The 18,441-nt window shown below is 40.8% G+C and carries 14 protein-coding genes; 6 read left to right on the top strand and 8 right to left on the bottom strand.

Annotated elements, in window-relative coordinates; translation table 11 throughout:
* The 3 genes from DBR11_RS12305 to lysA form a co-directional block, all read left to right on the top strand.
* On the top strand, positions 1-1,272 hold a 1,272-nt coding region (locus DBR11_RS12305; RefSeq protein WP_108552970.1), incomplete at its 5' end, for an aspartate kinase.
* On the top strand, positions 1,265-1,423 hold the full coding sequence (locus DBR11_RS29570) for a hypothetical protein (RefSeq protein WP_158275274.1): 159 nt from the start codon (positions 1,265-1,267) through the stop codon (positions 1,421-1,423). The genes DBR11_RS12305 and DBR11_RS29570, both read left to right, overlap by 8 nt.
* 40 nt (positions 1,424-1,463) lie before the next feature.
* A complete protein-coding gene (gene lysA, locus DBR11_RS12300) occupies positions 1,464-2,618 on the top strand; it encodes a diaminopimelate decarboxylase (protein WP_108552969.1) in 1,155 nt (384 codons plus the stop codon).
* Between the two features lie 310 nt (positions 2,619-2,928).
* Here the strand turns inward: lysA and DBR11_RS12295 are convergent, their stop codons facing one another.
* The 3 genes from DBR11_RS12295 to DBR11_RS12285 are packed head-to-tail and all read right to left on the bottom strand — an operon-like array spanning position 2,929 to position 7,222.
* The gene (locus DBR11_RS12295) at positions 2,929-3,312 is read right to left on the bottom strand and encodes an SRPBCC domain-containing protein (protein WP_108552968.1); all 384 of its coding nucleotides are present in this window, start codon (positions 3,310-3,312) and stop codon (positions 2,929-2,931) included.
* Positions 3,299-5,986 carry a DUF3857 domain-containing protein gene (locus tag DBR11_RS12290; protein ID WP_108552967.1) on the bottom strand — a complete coding sequence of 896 codons (2,688 nt, stop codon included), beginning with the start codon at positions 5,984-5,986 and terminating at the stop codon, positions 3,299-3,301. The genes DBR11_RS12295 and DBR11_RS12290 overlap by 14 nt, the downstream gene beginning before the upstream one ends.
* Positions 5,987-6,031: 45 nt before the next feature.
* Positions 6,032-7,222 (bottom strand): acyl-CoA dehydrogenase family protein, encoded by a 1,191-nt coding sequence (locus DBR11_RS12285; RefSeq protein WP_108552966.1) that lies wholly within the window; start codon positions 7,220-7,222, stop codon positions 6,032-6,034.
* A gap of 145 nt (positions 7,223-7,367) precedes the next feature.
* Between DBR11_RS12285 and DBR11_RS12280 the strand changes: the two genes are divergently transcribed.
* Complete coding sequence (locus DBR11_RS12280; RefSeq protein ID WP_108552965.1) at positions 7,368-7,727, top strand: dihydroneopterin aldolase; 360 nt, start codon at positions 7,368-7,370, stop codon at positions 7,725-7,727.
* Positions 7,728-7,783: 56 nt separating this feature from the next.
* Positions 7,784-9,181, top strand: coding sequence for an FAD-binding oxidoreductase (locus tag DBR11_RS12275; protein ID WP_108552964.1), 1,398 nt, complete (start codon positions 7,784-7,786; stop codon positions 9,179-9,181).
* A gap of 46 nt (positions 9,182-9,227) precedes the next feature.
* Here the strand turns inward: DBR11_RS12275 and DBR11_RS12270 are convergent, their stop codons facing one another.
* Entirely contained in the window at positions 9,228-9,719 is a 492-nt protein-coding gene (locus DBR11_RS12270) for a thioesterase family protein (protein WP_108552963.1), read from the bottom strand.
* A 189-nt stretch (positions 9,720-9,908) separates the two neighbouring features.
* Between DBR11_RS12270 and DBR11_RS12265 the strand changes: the two genes are divergently transcribed.
* Positions 9,909-10,238 (top strand): Hsp20/alpha crystallin family protein, encoded by a 330-nt coding sequence (locus DBR11_RS12265; RefSeq protein WP_233260732.1) that lies wholly within the window; start codon positions 9,909-9,911, stop codon positions 10,236-10,238.
* Positions 10,239-10,295: 57 nt separating this feature from the next.
* On the opposite strand, the gene DBR11_RS12260 is transcribed toward DBR11_RS12265, so the two are convergent.
* The 4 genes from DBR11_RS12260 to DBR11_RS12245 all read right to left on the bottom strand — a co-directional run bounded on the left by DBR11_RS12260 (position 10,296) and on the right by DBR11_RS12245 (position 18,158).
* Positions 10,296-12,572, bottom strand: a complete 2,277-nt coding sequence (locus DBR11_RS12260; RefSeq protein WP_108552961.1) for a GH92 family glycosyl hydrolase — start codon at positions 12,570-12,572, stop codon at positions 10,296-10,298.
* A gap of 169 nt (positions 12,573-12,741) precedes the next feature.
* On the bottom strand, positions 12,742-15,393 hold the full coding sequence (locus DBR11_RS12255; protein ID WP_108552960.1) for a TonB-dependent receptor: 2,652 nt from the start codon (positions 15,391-15,393) through the stop codon (positions 12,742-12,744).
* A gap of 19 nt (positions 15,394-15,412) precedes the next feature.
* Positions 15,413-16,915: an alpha,alpha-trehalase TreF gene (treF, locus tag DBR11_RS12250; protein ID WP_108552959.1), complete on the bottom strand. Its 1,503-nt coding sequence runs from the start codon at positions 16,913-16,915 to the stop codon at positions 15,413-15,415.
* A 16-nt stretch (positions 16,916-16,931) separates the two neighbouring features.
* Positions 16,932-18,158, bottom strand: a complete 1,227-nt coding sequence (locus DBR11_RS12245) for a sugar MFS transporter (protein WP_108552958.1) — start codon at positions 18,156-18,158, stop codon at positions 16,932-16,934.
* Positions 18,159-18,441: the final 283 nt, after the last annotated feature.

Genomic DNA, 18,441 nt, shown 5'->3' with positions numbered 1-18,441 from the left:
GAGCGGATGACTAAGTTGCTGGATATCATTAATCCCGCAGAAGAACAAATTGTGGTTTTATCAGCTGTGTCTGGTACCACCAATAGTTTAGTAGAAATCTCTGGCAAACTTTTAAAGGAAGATAAACAAACGGCGTTAACGTTGATTAACGCCCTACATCAAAAATATAATGAATTTGTAATTGAGCTGTTACCTGAGGGCGACTTCAGGCAGCAGGGGCAGGAAGTGGTCGATTATCATTTTGGTTTCCTGGCTTCTTTGGTTAACGATATTTTTACGCCAATTGAAGAAAAAGTTGTTCTGGCACAGGGTGAGCTGTTGTCTACTACCTTATATCATATCTATTTAAAATCCATCGGTGTTGCTTCGGTATTGCTTCCTGCGTTAGACTTTATGAAGATAGATGAAGACAATGAACCGGATATCGCTTTTACAACTAAAAACCTTAGTCCGCTACTGGAACAACATAAAGGAAATACCCTGTTTATTACTCAGGGTTTTATTTGCAGGAATAGTTTTGGTGAAGTCGATAACCTGAGAAGAGGGGGCAGCGATTATACAGCTTCTTTATTAGGTGCTGCGATTATGGCGGAAGAAGTACAGATCTGGACGGATATAGATGGGATGCACAACAATGATCCAAGGATTGTGAAAGGCACCAAGCCTATTTCTCATCTTTCTTTTGATGAGGCAGCAGAATTGGCTTATTTCGGAGCAAAGATTCTGCATCCGCAATCGGTTTTTCCTGCGCAAAAATACAAGATCCCTGTTCGGCTTTTAAATACGATGGAGCCTAAAGCATTAGGTACATTGATTTCTGCAAATAGTGAAAAAGGTAAAATTAAATCTATTGCAGCTAAAGATGGTATCACTGCTATTAAAATCCAGTCGAGCCGGATGTTGCTGGCTTATGGATTCCTAAGGAAAGTGTTTGAGATTTTTGAACGTTACAAAACGCCAATTGATATGATCACGACTTCTGAAGTGGCCGTGTCTTTAACGATAGATTTTACAGATAATCTGGATGAAATTGTAAAGGAATTACATGCGTTCGGTACAGTTGAACTGGATAAAGATCAATCAATTGTTTGTGTTGTAGGTGATTTTGGAGCTGAAAAGCATGGTTATGCTTCCAGGGTACTGGATGCTTTAAAGCATATTCCAATACGGATGATTTCTTACGGAGGAAGTAATTATAATATTTCCTTGCTGATCAATACCGGCGATAAGACTGAGGCATTAAGAAGTTTGCATAACCGTTTATTTGAATAAGAATACCGGTAGGTTATTTCTTTCTCAGGTAAGTGACGATGGCGATAAGAATAAAAACGAGTATAATAAAGAACCTGGTTCTTCTGTCATACTCTTTTCTACTGATCTTTTGCCTTTGCAGATCGAAGTAGTTGCCTATATAAATCAATGACAATCCAATTAAACAAAATATAATCAGATATTTAAACATTATGTTTTCTAATAAAGATATTACCCATTTTGCAAATATAGAGACGCCGTTCTATTATTATGATCTTAGCTTGCTGCAAAATACATTAAATGCCTGCGCTCAGGCAGCAAAGGTGTACAATTTTCATGTGCATTATGCCATGAAAGCTAATTTTAATCCTATGGTATTGGAAAAAATCAAGTCAACAGGCTTTGGTGCAGACTGTGTGAGTGGTGGCGAGGTGAAAAAAGCCGTTGAGATTGGCTTTGATCAGAATAAAGTAGTTTTTGCCGGAGTAGGTAAATCTGATAAAGAGATTAACGATGCCCTTGATCAAGATATTTTCTGCTTTAACGTAGAGTCTATCCAGGAATTGGAAGTGATCAATGAGCTTGCGGCCAAACGTGCGAAGAAAGCAAGGGTTGCCATTCGAATCAATCCGAATGTGGATGCACATACGCATCATAACATTACTACCGGACTGGATGAGAATAAGTTTGGGATCAATTCCTGGGATTTACCGGACTGTGCGGAAACTTTAAAGCAATGTGCACAGCTGGAATTTATTGGTGTTCATTTTCATATTGGTTCGCAGATTACAAATCTGGATGTGTACAAAAACCTTTGTGTAAGAGTGAATGAGTTTGCTGCCTGGTTTGAAGAGCGCGGCTTTTTGGTTAAGGTGCTGAATGTTGGTGGCGGTTTGGGTATTGATTATCATAACCCGGATCAGCAGATTCCTGATTTTGAGGCTTATTTTAAGATATTTAATGATTTTCTGGAGGTGAGAAGCAATCAGGAGGTTCATTTTGAGCTTGGACGGGCTTTGGTTGGGCAGTCGTCTTCACTGATCAGCAAGGTTTTGTATGTGAAGAACGGTAAGAAGAAAAATTTCATTATTCTGGATGCGGGTATGACCGAGCTGATGCGTCCTGCTTTGTATCAGGCTTATCATAAGATTGAGAATTTGAGTAAACAAGGTGTAACTGATGCGTCTGTGAAGTATGATGTGGTTGGCCCGATCTGCGAGAGTACAGATTGTTTTGGTAAAGAGGTGGAACTGCCGGAGACGGGCAGGGGGGACCTTATCGCATTGAGGAGTACAGGAGCTTATGGCGAAGTCATGGCCTCACATTATAACCTCCGTGAAAATGTAAATGTAGCTTATAGCGAATAGGCTTGTTTGAAAAATCAATATTACTCTTCGAGGACTGGACTCCTTGCCTCACTGTGCTCTTGTAGCAAGGCGCCCTGAGGCTCTCGAAGAGTGATATTGATTTTTTTGCCTATAGCGATTCGCATATGGGCAATATTTAATTTTTCTCTGCGCCATGCATGGATTCCCCTCCTGTTACTAAGCGTCTTCAAAAAAATAAGGATACATTTTCAGAACTTCAGGGGGGCTTTGCCACAAGAGCGAAGCGGGGCAAAGACTCCAGTCCAGAAATGTATCCTTATTTTTTCGGTCCAGCTAAGAACCCCTCTTTTTACTCTTCTTCGAAGAAATCCTGCAAGCCGCCAAAGTAATGTTCACTTAAGCCGCCGGTAAAGTCGTCATAATCTTCTTCAGGAATATTGGTTTGCACAAATTCAAGAGAAGTGCCTTTCTTATCCGGGTGCAGTTTGATGGTTACGATGGAGGGCTCATTATCCTCTCCGAAATACCACTGCTGTACAATTTTCTTTCCGGGGTCAAATTCAATGTTCTTACCTACGATGTCACCATCCCAGAAGGAAAACTCTGTTCCGGGTTCTTCTGTAAATTCAACTTCTGCACCAGTCCAGAGCTGAATGCTTTGTTCTTTGGTCAGTGCCAGATAAACTTCTTCAGGAGGAGCGGGGAAACTATAATATTTTTTAAACGTTTTCATCTTTTGGGGTATTTGTTAAATCAGGTCCTTCTGTTTGAGGTTCCTTTGTTTCTGAGGTATGATTTTGTCGGCTAAAATACGCTGAGATTTGCGAATTCTTATATTCGATTAGTTCTTTTTTCCATAAAACCTCAGGATAGGTGAATACAAATGTCTCTTTTACCCGGTTTGATCTTTGATAGCAAACCATCCAAAGGATACAAAAACCTATAGCAAATATCCTGGTCATTGTGGTAGTTGTGTCTGGAAAGACCGGACGTTCTGCCAGGAAATTGATATAACAATCTCCGGCAAATCTGATCAGGACCACACAAATAAGAAAATGGAGGTATTGAATGTATCGTTCAGGGAAAGATGTTCTTCTATTGTAAAAAAGAAACAGTAGTAAAATTACCCAACTCATCTTTAAGGCTATAGCAATGACCTCAATTGTATAGTAGGTACCTGCAAAAAACTTGGCCGAACCTTTAAGACTATTGATCCATTGCCAGGTCGAAGAGGAAAATGCAGCGGAAAGATTGGCTTCTCCGATAATGCTGATTGGACTTAGACTCAAAATAATGGCAGTAAAAATAATCCAGCCACCTATTGATCTGCTTTCTGCCATTTGTTCAAGATCAAATTCAGTCTTTTTTTGATAGATTCTGACAAAAAAGATTCCGGAAATCAGGAAAATGAGTATGGCCAGACCTAGTAGATATGGGTTTGAATTTTCGGCAATTGATGCATCGTTGTTTCCCCAGGAAAGATAAAAAGACAGATGATCTTTGATCTCCCTGGTGTCTTTAACATAGGCCTTAATGTCTTTTCCTTCTATATAGTCTTTCATACTTCGGTAGGAATAATTTAGCCTAAGCTGATTGCCTCGGATAAAAGAATTAAATTCGAAATAATAATTGTCGGTCTCTACCCGTTTATTTTGTTCTTCAATTGACCAGGCTTTGGGTAAATTGATGTATACATTTTCCTCTATGTTGACCGGAAATTTCAAGGACATAGGTTCTATACGATTTTTAGGCTTAATGTTGCGGAGTTCAGCATAAATAAGATCTCCGTAGAAGTTGACATGATGATCTTCGCTATCCTCTTTTTTCCATATATCCTCTATTTGATAGTATTCGGTAATGTTTATAGTGTTGGATTCCTCATTGTCATCGATTGCGATTGGTTTTATATTTTCTGCATCAGGATAGTACTTTGTTATATATTCGAGGAAAGATTTTTGCAGGTCATCCTGTCCTTCGTCAGCAATTGTTGAGCGAATATCATCAGCGTAATTATCTGTGTATGTACTTTTTATCGTTAGTGTCGTTGCTTTCTTTCCTGAGGTATCAGCCAGATCAAAAACCAGATTGGATACCAATTTTCCTGTGGCAATGCTAACAACACTTTCAGGATGTTTTACACCTGGCTTTAAGACCAATCCCTGTCCATAGTTTGGAAAATAAATGCTGTCATAAGCCCCTCTTTGGTAAGATATGGTGGGGTCTATCCATATTTTTGATTGTTTGTGTTCGATAACGACTACAGCATGATTGAATAGCATTGGGCTAGGTAAAAAATCAGTTGTGTTTTTACCAGAATAGGTATCTATATAAGCCATATAGGCATTTACGTTTGCCTTATTTAGCAGATAGATCAGCAATAAAGATTTGTCTTTACAATCTCCGTATCTTTGTTGAAGTACCTTTTCTGGTGAATTGGGTCGCTGAGAATATACCCCCATTTCTACACCCATATATCTGATTTCATCCTGTACAAAACGGACGGCCAATTGAATGTACTTTTCCGGTTTGTTACCGGCAAGCCGAAGCAGTTCTGTTGCCTTTTTATCTAAGAGTAGAGTCTTTAAGCCTGGGTAGCTATTGGTTTTTAGCCCCCAGTTAACCACTTCTTCCCAGTTTTGGTATTCAGTAACCTGGGTGTATTTAAATGGCTCATACCAGGAGGGACTATAATCAACGTTTCTGTAAGTGTCTGTTAAAGAGCTTTCCCATTCGTACATACGCAAACCACCCATTTCGGTGATTTTTGGGGCAGTTTTAAAATTGAAATTCTTTAATTGAAGTGATCGTGATTTATTTATGATCAGATTGGTGTACCTTTGGCCCGCACTGCTGGAATTTTCAAAATAGAATGTATTTGCGTACTTGGTGCCAAAAATTGGATTGGTGCCCTTACGGGTGTAAGAATATTCAATACGGTCACCTTTGCGGACATCATCAAGGATTAAATAGGCATCGTACGTCCCGCTGTAGATGAACCTTGACAGGTCCTTCTCATTCTGCAGAATTTTGAATTTCGAGGCATCTAGTTTATCGGCCGGCTTATTGTTTCGCCAGATGGTGATGTTATGAAAGATGAGTTTTTCGTAGGAAGGATCGTAGGTGACTGAAATCTGCGAGCCGTTTTGAACACCGGCATCAGATACAATTTGCCTGATCACATGAATATAATTTTCTTTTAACTCCGCCTGGTTTTGCTGATCTACTAATGCGGAATAATAGCCATCATTGATGCCTTTTTCTTTTGGTTGCTTTCCGTTAAGGTTTATTCTGACAATCCAGGACGGTGTGTTCCTGGAAACAGAAAAATTTTTGCCCTGTCCGTAGCAGAGCAAAGTGCTTAAGGAGAGGATTAAGCAATAGCAATGTTTGTTAAATAGATTTTTCAAGCTTGAGGTCGTATTAGAGAGAAGTGGAGAGAGCGTTAATCCTTTTTATTTGAATGCGTTCAGACCAGTTACATCCATGCCAGTGATCAGCAGGTGGATGTCATGTGTGCCCTCATAGGTGACTACCGATTCCAGGTTCATCATATGGCGCATAATGGAGTATTCACCTGTGATCCCCATTCCACCAAGCATTTGTCGTGCATTTCGGGCAATGTCCAGAGCAATTTCAACACTATTTCTTTTGGCCATTGAAATTTGTTCTGCCGAAGCCCTGTTTTCACTTTTTAAAATACCTAAACGCCAAACGAGCAATTGGGCTTTGGTGATTTCGGTGACCATTTCGGCCAATTTCTTTTGCTGCAGCTGGAAGCCTCCAATAGGTTTGCCAAATTGTACCCGCTCTTTAGCATAGCGCAGTGCAGTATCGTAACAATCCATAGCCGCACCTAAAGCCCCCCAGGCAATACCATAGCGGGCTTGATTTAAGCACCCCAAAGGCCCTTTTAATCCTCTGATGTCAGGGAACAGATTTTCTTTCGGGATCTTAACATTGTCAAAGACCAGCTCGCCGGTAGCCGAAGCCCTTAAGCTCCATTTATTGTGGGTTTCCGGCGTGCTGAAACCTTCCATACCTCGTTCTACAACCATGCCTCTGATTTTACCAGATTCATCTTTTGCCCAAACAACGGCAATATCAGCAAAAGGTGCATTGGAGATCCACATTTTTGCACCATTTAAAATATAATGATCACCATTTTCTTTAATATTGGTGACCATCCCACCAGGATTGGAGCCATGGTCTGGTTCTGTTAGGCCAAAGCAGCCCATCATTTCACCTGTAGCCAGTTTTGGTAAGTATTTTTTACGTTGTTCTTCAGTTCCATAAGCGTATATCGGATACATGACCAGGGAGCCTTGCACAGAAGCCGTAGAACGTATGCCCGAATCGCCACGTTCTATTTCCTGCATCAAAATACCATAAGCTGTGTAATCCAGGCCTGCACCACCATATTCTACGGGAATTGTAGGTCCAAAGGCACCAATTTCACCAAGGCCTTTGATCAGGTGTTTGGGGAATTCCGCTCTTTGGGCAAAGTCTTCTATAATCGGGCTCACCTCTTTCTTGACCCAATCGCGTGCAGTAGAACGGATCAGTTTATGTTCGTCAGACAGCAGTTCGTCCAGAAGATAATAGTCAGGAGCTTCGTAAAGGTCTTTCTTTGCAGATGTATTCATATGTACAAATATTTGGTTCCGCTATCTTTTTCTATGTTTAATTAAATCAATTGATTTATTAGGATAGTTACGTCCAAAGTTAATAATTTAGCGGAATGGGCTGCTAAAAGCATCCGAAAATTTAATTTTGCTGCAAAACAAAATCATGCTGATACAAACCGTTGCACTTAAAGATGTGAAATTCTATGCTTTACATGGGTATTATCCGGAAGAGCAATTGACTGGAAACCACTTTTTAGTCAGTATTGAAGTCACTTTTAACCACTCTGGTGATACAGAGAATCTGCTTCATACTGTAAATTACGAAGTATTGAATACCATTATGAGAGAGGAAATGGCCAATACACAGAAAATGCTGGAAACTGTAGTAAAAAAAATGCTGGACCGGGTGTTGGAGAACTATCCCTTTTTACTCAGTATTGAGGCTGGGATCAAAAAAATGCATCCTCCAATGCCAGGGGAGATTAACCATTCCTTTGTACAGTTGCGTTATACAGCAGAATAAAATTGCCAGATGGCAGAACATGAACGTGAAATTTATAAAATCAAATACAAACCCTGATGTCCTATACTAAAATCACACCTGATTTTCTTTTGGAACTTAAAGAAGCTGTCGGTGCTTCCAACGTTTTTACAGATGAAGAATCTTTGGGTAACTATGCGCATGATGAAACCGAAGATCTGAAATATTACCCGGAAGTTGTGGTAAAGCCATTAGATACGGCAAGTGTTGCTGCCTTACTTAAAATATGCAACGAACACCATGTGCCTGTAACGCCAAGAGGCGGAGGTACCGGTCTTAGTGGGGGGGCGTTGCCGGTCTATGCAGGTGTATTGTTGTCCATGGAAAAATTCAAGGCGATCATTGACATTGACACAGAGAATTTGCAGGCTATTGTAGAGCCGGGCGTTATTACAGAAGAGTTTATGAATGCAGTGGCTGAAAAGGATCTACTGTATCCAATAGATCCTTCCAGTAAGGGTTCTTGCTTTATTGGTGGTAATGTTGCGCACGGGTCAGGTGGTCCAAGGGTGGTGAAGTATGGAACGATAAGAGAGTATATCCTGAACCTCGAAGTTGTATTACCTACAGGAGAGGTGATCTGGACAGGAGCAAACACTTTAAAATATGCTTCAGGCTATAACCTTACTCAATTAATGATAGGTTCTGAAGGTACATTGGGCGTGGTGACCAAAATTGTGACTAAACTGATTCCAAGGCCGACGCAAAATGTATTGATGATGGCTTCTTTTACGAAAAACGAAGATGCCTGTGCAGCCGTCTCTGCAATTTTCAGGGCGGGGATTACACCTTCTGCTTTGGAGTTTATGGAACGTAAAGGGGTGGAATGGGTAATTAAATATGACGATATCAAGTTTGATCTTAAAGATGAGGTCAATGCATTTTTAATGATGGAGTTTGATGGGGATGATCTGGATACCATTTTTAAAGATTGTGAAAAAGCAAATCTGGTACTCGAGAACTTCAATTGTACAGACGTGTTGTTTGCAGATACCGCTCAGCAAAAAGATGACCTATGGAGAATCAGAAGAACAATGCCGGAGTCGGTAAAATCCAATTCTATTTATAAGGAAGAAGATACCGTAGTGCCAAGAGCCGCTTTACCTAAGCTGATTGCAGGCATTAAAGAAATTGGAGCGCGGTATGGTTTCGAGAGTGTTTGTTATGGGCATGCTGGAGATGGTAATCTACATGTAAATATCATTAAAGCGGGTATGAGTGATGAAGACTGGAAGAATAAGCTTAAAGATGGTATTGTAGAGATTTTTGAGTTGACCAGTGCACTGGGGGGCACTATTTCCGGAGAGCACGGAATTGGTCTTGTTCAAAGAGAGTTTATGCCCATTAAATATAGTGAGGTCCACTTGAATCTGATGCGGAGCATCAAGCAAGTGTTTGATCCGAACAGTATCTTAAATCCTGGTAAGATATTTTAGATATTTTCAGGATCCCGGAATACAATCCGGGATCCTGAAATTCTTGTTAGTTGTTGTTCAACTGTTCAAAAACAATCATTTTGTTCTTTTCGTTTTCAGGTATTTCAGCAGCTGCCTTGGTTTGATAATCAAAAGCAACGCATATTGTTTTGCCTTTACTGCAGATCAGTTCCGTATTGTTGGTCGTTTTAACAATAATGTATTCCAGGTCAAAACTCGTCTTCCCGATCCGAGAGGTACGTACGTAGATGTGGACTTTATCTTCTAATAAAATAGGATGAATATAATCCAGGCTCGCTTGAGCAATCACTACACCTGTTTTTTTCCAATCCCATTTAATGGCCTGTTTCCAGTACTTGGCCCTTGCAATTTCCAAATAGGTAAAGTACACCGCATTATTTACGTGACCCATCATATCATAATCTGCAAAGCGGAGCTCTAATGTCGTTTTGTACTTAAATAAATCCAATTCATTCATTTTTACTGCCTTTTTGTCTGTTTGTTTTTCTTTTGAGTGCCATAATGTCTTAAATATCATAAAAATAGGGATTGGTATGAGTGTTGAATAATGGGAGATATACGATTAAAATAAAAAGTTTAAAATTAAATAACAGGAGAAATAGCAATGACACTAGTAAAATTTAACAACAGAACCAGAAACAACGCACCTTATTTTAACAACATTTTTGACTCATTGTTTAACGAAGCGTTAAATAAAAACTTAAACGTGAATAAAATTCCTGGTGTTAACATCTTAGAATCTGATGCGGATTACAAAATTGAGCTTGCTGCACCAGGTTTAAATAAAGAAGATTTTCAAATCAATTTGAAAAAAGATACACTTTCTGTTTGGGCAGAGAAAAAAGTAGGTGAAGAAGATAAAAAAGAATATACCCGCAGAGAGTTTGATTATTTCTCTTTCGCAAGATCATTTGTGTTGCCTGAAAGCGTAGACGGAGATAAGATCAGTGCAGAATATACCAATGGTATTTTAAATATTACTATAGGTAAGAAAGACGAAAGTCAATCACAAAGCAAAGAAATAAAAGTTTCATAATTTGGTTTAGATAGGGTTGTAAGGGGTTGCCGGATGGTAACCCCTTATTTTTTGAATTTAATTTGGCATGGTAAAGGAAGGGGGCACAGCATCCTTACCTGAAGCCCATTGTTTGTTGGGGTGTTTTCCCATTACAAATTCCAGTTTCCCGCCCTGCATTAATTCCTGATGAGAAAACCAGGATTTGTTCCATGCCTTTCCATTGAGTTTTGCTGATTGTATGTATTTATTTTCTGAGGCATAATTGTGACAAAGTACTTCAAAGGTTTTTCCGTGGCCAATATCTATTTTGGCACTTCTGAACATCGGAGCACCAATGACGTACATTGGCAAGCCTGGGGTTTCAGGATAAAAACCTAAAGAAGAGAAAACAACAAATGAAGTAAGACCACCGCCGTCTTCATCACCCGGAATGCCCATCAGGTCATTTCTGAACCATTCATTTAGTAATGATCGCACACGTTTCTGGGTACGCCATGGCTGGCCACCATAATTGTATAAATAGGGGATGTGCATACTCGGTTCGTTACCCATAGAGTACTGACCTACAATGCCAGTATGATCGCCAAAAATCTTATGGAAGTCCGGCCTTCCCATTCCTAATGGTGTATTGAACATGCGTTCCAGCTCATCAACAAAAGCGTCTTTGCCGCCCATCATTTGAACCAGGTCTGCTATGTTGTGCTGAACATCCCAGCGGTAAACCCAGCCATTATTTTCATCGTAAGCCTCCCGGGCCCCTATACCACCAGAGAACCTATAGTCAAAAGGTTCTATAAATTTTCCATCCTTATCTTTGGGGTGGAAGAATTTAGTTTCTGCGTTGAATACTTTGTGATAGTTGAGGCTGCGCTCTGCAAAATACTTTGCATCCTCCTCTTTGCCCAGAATTTTGGCGATTTTTGATAAACACCATTCGTCATAAACAGTGCCCAGGGTAACGGCTACAGGCTGGCGTTTTTCCCAGGAATGGACTTCTGGTATGGTTTCTGGTTCTCCTGAAGCCAGTGCCGGGATATAGCCGTTCTTTTTGTAAAAGTCATCTAATGCACCCACTTTTTTTCCAGACCAGGGAGCCAATGTTTTTTCGGTAATAGCATTTTTGCAGGCATTATAGGCTTTCTCCAGGTCAAAACCTCTAAGTCCCTTATTATAGGCATCTATGATGGTGGCAACACCATGATTTGAATTCATCCTGCGGCTATCGCCAGTGACTTCAGGAAAAGTAGGCATCCAGAATTCTTTCATTTGACCAGCCATTCGGATGAAAGAATTGATCATATTGGTTTCCATTTCTGGTTCAATAATGGCGCGTAAAGGATGTGTAGCACGGTAAGTGTCCCAAATCCAGTCATCAGTATAAAAAGGCATGCCCTCATCTTCATGAATTTTGCCATCAAACGCACTGAAATAGCGGCCGTCTTCAGATATACAGATCATACGTTCGTAGGTGCGGTAAAGGGAGGTATAGAATACGGTTTTGTGATTTTCATTATCACCTTCCACAGTTATTTTGCCAAGGGTATTGTTCCAGATTGTCCTTCCTGCATCAGCTACTTCTGCAACATTATAAGTTTTGATCTCCCGTTTAAGGTTGTTTTTTGCTTGTTCTATACTGATAAAAGAAATACCGTATCGGATTTTGATTTGAGAGGTTCCCACAGGATATTTAAGAGCTACACTGGCATCTTTACCACTCGCCAACTTTAGGGTTGTGCTGATTTGATTTCCGGCTAATACTCCGACTGAGGTGGGTCTATGGTCAGTTTCCATAAAAAGATAGACTTTTGTATGGTTATCCAATAGCTGAAATCCGCTAATCGTATTTTCGTTTACCGTCATCTCTCCGTTCTGGGAATTGAGTACCAGATAGGCGGGTTTAGTCTTGTCTGGAAAATCCAATTGATAAACAGCAGACTGATGGGAAGGAGCAAAGGTAACGTGTATACCTTGATCGTCCAGATCGACTTCATAGAAATAAGGTTTGATCGTTTCATTGTCGTAACCATAGTTGATGACACTGTTTAGATGTGCCTCCTCTCCCTGATAAGGACTTAGATTAAAAGCAGAACTTCCTCTGTGGCTTGTAATCATAACGGGTAAGCCACTAATCTGATTACCGGTAAAATCTGCCCGCTCTGGATAAACACGAAGCATACTGTTAGGCAGGTGTACAGTGGGGTAAGTGGGAACCAGTAAATGGCTGATGTTTCCAATGTATGGATTGACGTAATCTACAGGTTGCCTTAGGGTTTGATGTTTTTTTTGTTGTGCAGAAATTCCGACGCTACAAAACAGGAATAAAGTGCAAAGTAAAGTTCTCGGTTTAAACATTTGGTGGTGTGTTGTATAGGTGTGGTAAAGAGTTATTTCATTTTTTGTGTAATTTAATTTAAATGTAGTAAAACGTTTTATTATATCAGAATCCCTCCAAAATACTTTGAACTTTCATAGAAAAGGCATCCTCAACCAAGGATGCCTTTTCTATGAAAGTTGTTTTTGTTTAGAAGTTAAACGCTGCGGATAGTCTGGCAAACCGGCCCAAAATAGGGCGCGCATAATAAATAGAGCCGGGAGCGGTGGTAATACGGGGATTTCCCTCTGTTAATCCAATCGTATTGGTTAAGTTAGAGCCGTCAATCGCAAAGCGCATTTTGTTTACTTTCAAGGAAATACCTGCATTTAGTACATCAAATCGGGGTAAAGCAAAGACATTGGCATTATCAGAATATTTTTTACCAAAATGATTAACCTCCGCATAGATGGTCAGGGCTTTGGTGATGTTGTACGAAGGGCGTATCGTGCCGTAGAAACTAGGAATTCGACGTACTTTATTTCCATTATAATCGAAGCCATTACCCGAGAAATCTCTGAATTTTGGATCCTGGATCGTAGCATTTAAAGTGAGGCTAAAATCACCAGCGTTGAGCTGACCTTCCAGTTCCAGTCCAAGGTTTTTTGCTTTGGCAAATTTGTTTTCTGAAGTACCATCGGCCAATACATCTGTAAAGGCAATGTTATCCAGATTCATATAGAAGGCATTGGCAAAAAAAGCATATTGCTGGCCCTGATATTTGTACCCCAGTTCAAACTGGTTAATAACAGTTGGTTTTAATGCAGCTAAATTGCTGGCATTATCAAAATAGGATTCCTCCAAAGGGGAGCGGAATCCATTGCTGTACCGAATATAAGTAGCCATATTATCGGAGAATTTATAGTTTGCAGCGGCGCTTCCGGATAAGCGGTTAATGTTATATTTCCAGTATTGATAAGGCCCGCTGATGTTGGTAATGGAATTGTCTGCGGTGGTGCTTTTGAAATCAAAAGCTGTATTGGTGCTGTTATCAAGACTTTGAGCTGCAGACTGAGTAGCCTTGTAGCCGCTATACCTGTCCATGTCAAAGCGTAGTCCTAAATCGAAGGTCAGGTTTTCGTTGGCCTTTACCTGTGCATTTCCAAAAACGGCATTGACATCTCCCTTGGTCTGGGCCTGACGGGTTAAAAATGAAATATCTGCAACACCATTATAGGTTCTGGAGTAATTGGCGCTTCCGGCAGGTGCCGATTTATCCACCAGGTTCAATAACTGCGGATTGTCGGATACGCTGATCAGCAGGTTGCTCCAGTTCCATTGCTGATTGGAAGTCCAGTTGGAGTAATAATAACCAAGCGAAAGGGTCGTCTTGTCATTTTTGTAATCAAACCTCAGGTTGTTGGCAAAGTTTCTCATTTGCTTATCAATGGCCCAGTATCCCACCTTGGCTACCAAAGCCGGGTTCACTACAGCACCTGTGCTGGCATCTGTATATTCAGGGTTCAGTACTGGGAAAGAAGCTCCGGCAGAGGTGGTATAGCTTTTTGCAAAATCAGCTGCAGTCTGTGGTTCTGCACCAGGAAATATGGCTGTATATTGCATATTGATATTGGTATACCTCATGTTGTTGTTCACACTGAAGCCACTGCCTAAATCAGTTTTGAACTCAGCACCATACGCATTAACAATAGGGTGGACACCATCTTCCAGGTTCCTGTTATAGGTTCCGCCACCCAATTGTGGTACACTTAACTGGCTGAAATTCCTGGAAGTCAATGTCCCGGTATTGGGGTTAAAACCATCGATACCTTTAGGATGATCCTTATCTGTTAAAGGGATTGGAAGCAAGAAAAGGTTTCTGTCATCCAGCCTTTTGTAAGATAACTTGATGTAACCATTATCGAGGTTGTATTTCAGATTCATTTTGAACTGACCACCATCGTTTGCTTTAAAGCCCGGGTTTCTGACTCCATTTTCTGTTCTGTAAAAACCACCGATATTGTAAAATAATTTATCCGGAATGATGGCTCCTCCAATACTTAAGTCTGTTCTGTAGAGTCCGGATGTTCCTGTACTGAGTTTTACGGTTCCGCCGAAGTCATTGCTGCCGGTCTTGGTGATGAAATTGATGATCCCGCCTGGAGCATTGGTGGCAAATATGGAGCCTGATCCCCCTCTTAAGGCTTCCATTCGGGAAATGGTTTCGTCTACGCGCAGCCAATTGTCTGCGTTCGCAAATTGTAAAGCACCGTCTTCAAATACAGGCATGCCGTCTTCCTGTACCTGTACAAATTCGTAAGCCCCTGCAGAGGGAATACCTCTGGCAAAGAGGTTATTTCCCACCTCACCACCTGATGTTTCTACAACGAAACCAGGTACATGTTTTAATAAATCAGCTGCGCTGGTAGGCGCCAATTGCTCTATGTTTTTGCTGCTGAAGCTGGAAATGGCTACACTGGATTCGATTTTTTTCAGCGCGTTGGTACTCCCTGTAATGACTACAGAATTGAGTTCCATAAGGTCTTCCAGCAGAACGATGTTTAGCGGTCCACTTGTGTTCGTGATGGTTTGTTCAATCGGTTTATAGCCTATTGCGCTGATCACAAGAATCTTTCCTGCCGCTGCGTTTAAGGCAAATTTTCCAGCCTGGTCTGTAGACGTGCCAGTCTTGGTCCCCTTAATGGTAACCGTTGCGCCGGGAATGGGCTGACCGTTTTTGTCAACAACGGTACCCGATACAGTTTCTGCTTTTTTAAGATATGCAGTCCCCGGACTGCTTTTTGCCAGCTCTGCATCACTGAGGATACAGAGAAGTAAAAGAAATAATAAAGGTCTGTTCATAATTTGTTTTATTAATTGGTTAGTGCTGATGTTTCATTTTAAGGTAAACTCCGTTGGTCCATCCAAAACCGTCCTGATTTGGGTATTCGCCACCCGTTGCCCTTAAGTCTGTATTTTCTACATTATATTTTTCAGAGATCTTTCCTGTTTCTGTAAAATGTTTTTCAATAAGGCTTGTCCAGCTGGAACGGATCTTCTCTGCCAGATCATCATGTCCGTAGTTTAGAAGCCCTTTGTAGGCTACCCATTGGAGCGGTGCCCAGCCGTTTGGAGCATCCCATTGTTGTCCGGACGAGTTCAAAGTAGTCAGCAGGCCGCCTTCTTTAAGGAAATCGCTTTCTAATTTGCCGGCAATGGCATCAGCTTCTTTCTGGCTCGAAATACCCATAAACAGAGGATAAGCTATGGCGATAGAATGAAAGTCGGTTTGGCGTTCAGCGGAGCGCTGATAATCGAAATAGGTCTGCTTTGAATCTGACCATAAGTATTTGCGGATACTTTGTGCGCGACATGCTGCTTTTTTATGAAAAATATCGGCGTTGATGGTGTTTCCGCTCCTTCGTTCTGCCTTTTCTATGGTTTTTTCCAGGTGCCAGAGCAAGGAATTCAGGTCTACAGGAACGATGTCAGTTGTACATGCAGTTTCCAGGTTCTGGTGGTCTTTGAACCATCTGCTGGAGAAATCCCAACCCGATTCGCAGGCTGCTCTGATCTCCAGACATATGTTCTTTCCGCCTTGCTTCATGGTTTCTGTATCTTCCAGATAACTTTCGGGCCTTGGTTCATTCAACTGATCGTAGTAGCGGTTCAGCAGTTCGCCATTGGGCATCATGACCAAATGCTGTTCAATGTAATTTTGAAGATTTAGAATGTTTTTCCCAGCCATCCAGAAAGCATATTCTTTGATTAACTGTGGCAAATAATGTTCGTAAATGCCATCTCCTTTTTCTTCGCTGAGCAATTCGATCATGAGCGAAAAGAATGGAGGTTGTGAACGGCTTAAAAAGTAGGTTCGATTTCCATTGGGGATGAACCCAAAATGGTCAATCAGATAGGCAAAGTTCTCTATCATGCTTTCCATCAGGTCAATCCTTTTGGAAACCTGGAGGCCCAGCATGGTGAAATAACTGTCCCAGTAAAAGCATTCACGGAAACGGCCGCCAGGAACTACAAATTTTTCGGGTAAGGCAAGGAGAGAACCATGATGATCTGCTGCGGCTCTTGTCAGGACATCCCAAAGGCTGTGAATATGGTATTCAATGCCTTTGCTGACCTCGCTTTTGAAGTGAACAGCTTCTACTTTAGGTACAATGAAATTCTCTGTAATGAAAACTTTCAGGTCAAAATCTGAGGCATCATATTGAGCTCTATACTCGCTGAGAATTTCTGTTACGAGCCGTTTTGGAATACAATCGGGAAAAGTTTTCTGGTCTGGAAAGATGGCACTCAGTTGTACAGCACTAAAGAGTTCTTCCAGTTCTTCTATAAATAAGGATGGGGTATGCGGGCTATTTTGGTACATTGTTTTCTTTATTAAATCAGGTGGCGCTTCTTGTTCTTTTGAAAATAAAAAGTGCTATGGTGAGTAAAGTGAGTGGTACAAGGGAAAAATAAAATGCAGTTTGACCGCCATAATGCTGGAAAATATAGCCGGTAATCAGAGAACCTAAAGAACCTCCGAGTGCAGAGAATACAACGATCAGCCCAGACATTGCACCATGCTTTTCTTTGGGCAGTGCAGCCAGAATTACTGAATTGATGGCTGGATAAATAGGCGCAAGAAAGAAACCGATCAGTGGAAAGATATAAGCAGAAAATGGAACATCGGCCCATACTTTTATTTGGTGGCCACTTTCAGCTTTGGCCAGGGGCAGCGCTATTAATACCAGGCACGCGGCCGCGATCAGGCAAGTGGTTAAGGCAATATGCCAGGATATTTTTTTAAGTATGAAGCCGGCCAGGAAACGACCAATTGCTGTAGAAGCAGCCATAATTCCCGCCATCAGAACACTGAAAGAGGAGGGTAGGTGCAACACTTTATTGTTAAAGGTAGGTAGCCAGCTCATGATACTTTGTTCTATAAGTACATAGAGAAAGGCGCAAATCACAAAGGAAACGACCAGTGGAAGAACCAAAAGTTTGAGCATGTCAGAAAAAGACTGCTCGGCTTTAATCAACTCAGCTGGTCTGGCTTCTGATTCATTGAGTGGGGCACTGCTAAGCAAGAGCAGTGCAAGGAGATAGAGTCCCCCTATAAAGTAATAGATATGGAACCATCTTCCTGAGGTCGCATCTGCATCATCAATAAAATAACTGAAAATGAAATAGCCCATTAAAATTCCAACCATGAAAAAGCTTTCCAGAAAATTCATGAAACTGATGTGCTCTTTTTCACCTTTGGTAATTAAACCAATACTGCCAAATACGGAGATTTTAGTTAGAGCAAAACTGGCACCGGTAACTGCAAAAAGTAATTTGATAGCGATAAAGGTTTTAACGGAGGGGACCAGAAAGCACGCAATGGCTACGGCAGTTAAACCAATTTGCATAGATTTTTTATAGCCAATACGGGTGATGAAAGATGCGACTAAAAAGGAAACAACAGCAATGGTGATGTCTTTGAAGGCTTCTAGTATAGAGGCAGATGATTCTGTAACTCCATAATACCGCTGGACTTGCAGGATCACTGTGCCCACACTGTTTAACATAATGCCAAACAAGAGGTAGTTTATAAATACAGATGCTTTAATTTTTAAATTTCCCATTTCTTACACATAAGGTTGATAGCCTGTTGCTTATGCTTTGGCTGTTTATATTTGGTTAACTAAAATTGAGGATTAATTGGCGTTAAAAATTATCCTGTATTCATTTTTTATTGAACTATATTAATATAAATATGGTTATATTTATGTTTTAAGTATTAATAAGGATGAAAATAGAATTTGAAATTGTAAAACCAGATGAAAATTCTTCCTTTAGATTTCTCTACCAAAACAAGCCAATCTCTGAATTTATATGGCAGTACCATTATCATCCGGAGTATGAACT

It is taken from the genome of Pedobacter sp. HMWF019 (assembly GCF_003061025.1).
GTDB lineage: Bacteria > Bacteroidota > Bacteroidia > Sphingobacteriales > Sphingobacteriaceae > Pedobacter.
This window is presented reverse-complemented; position numbering and strand designations above follow the sequence as displayed.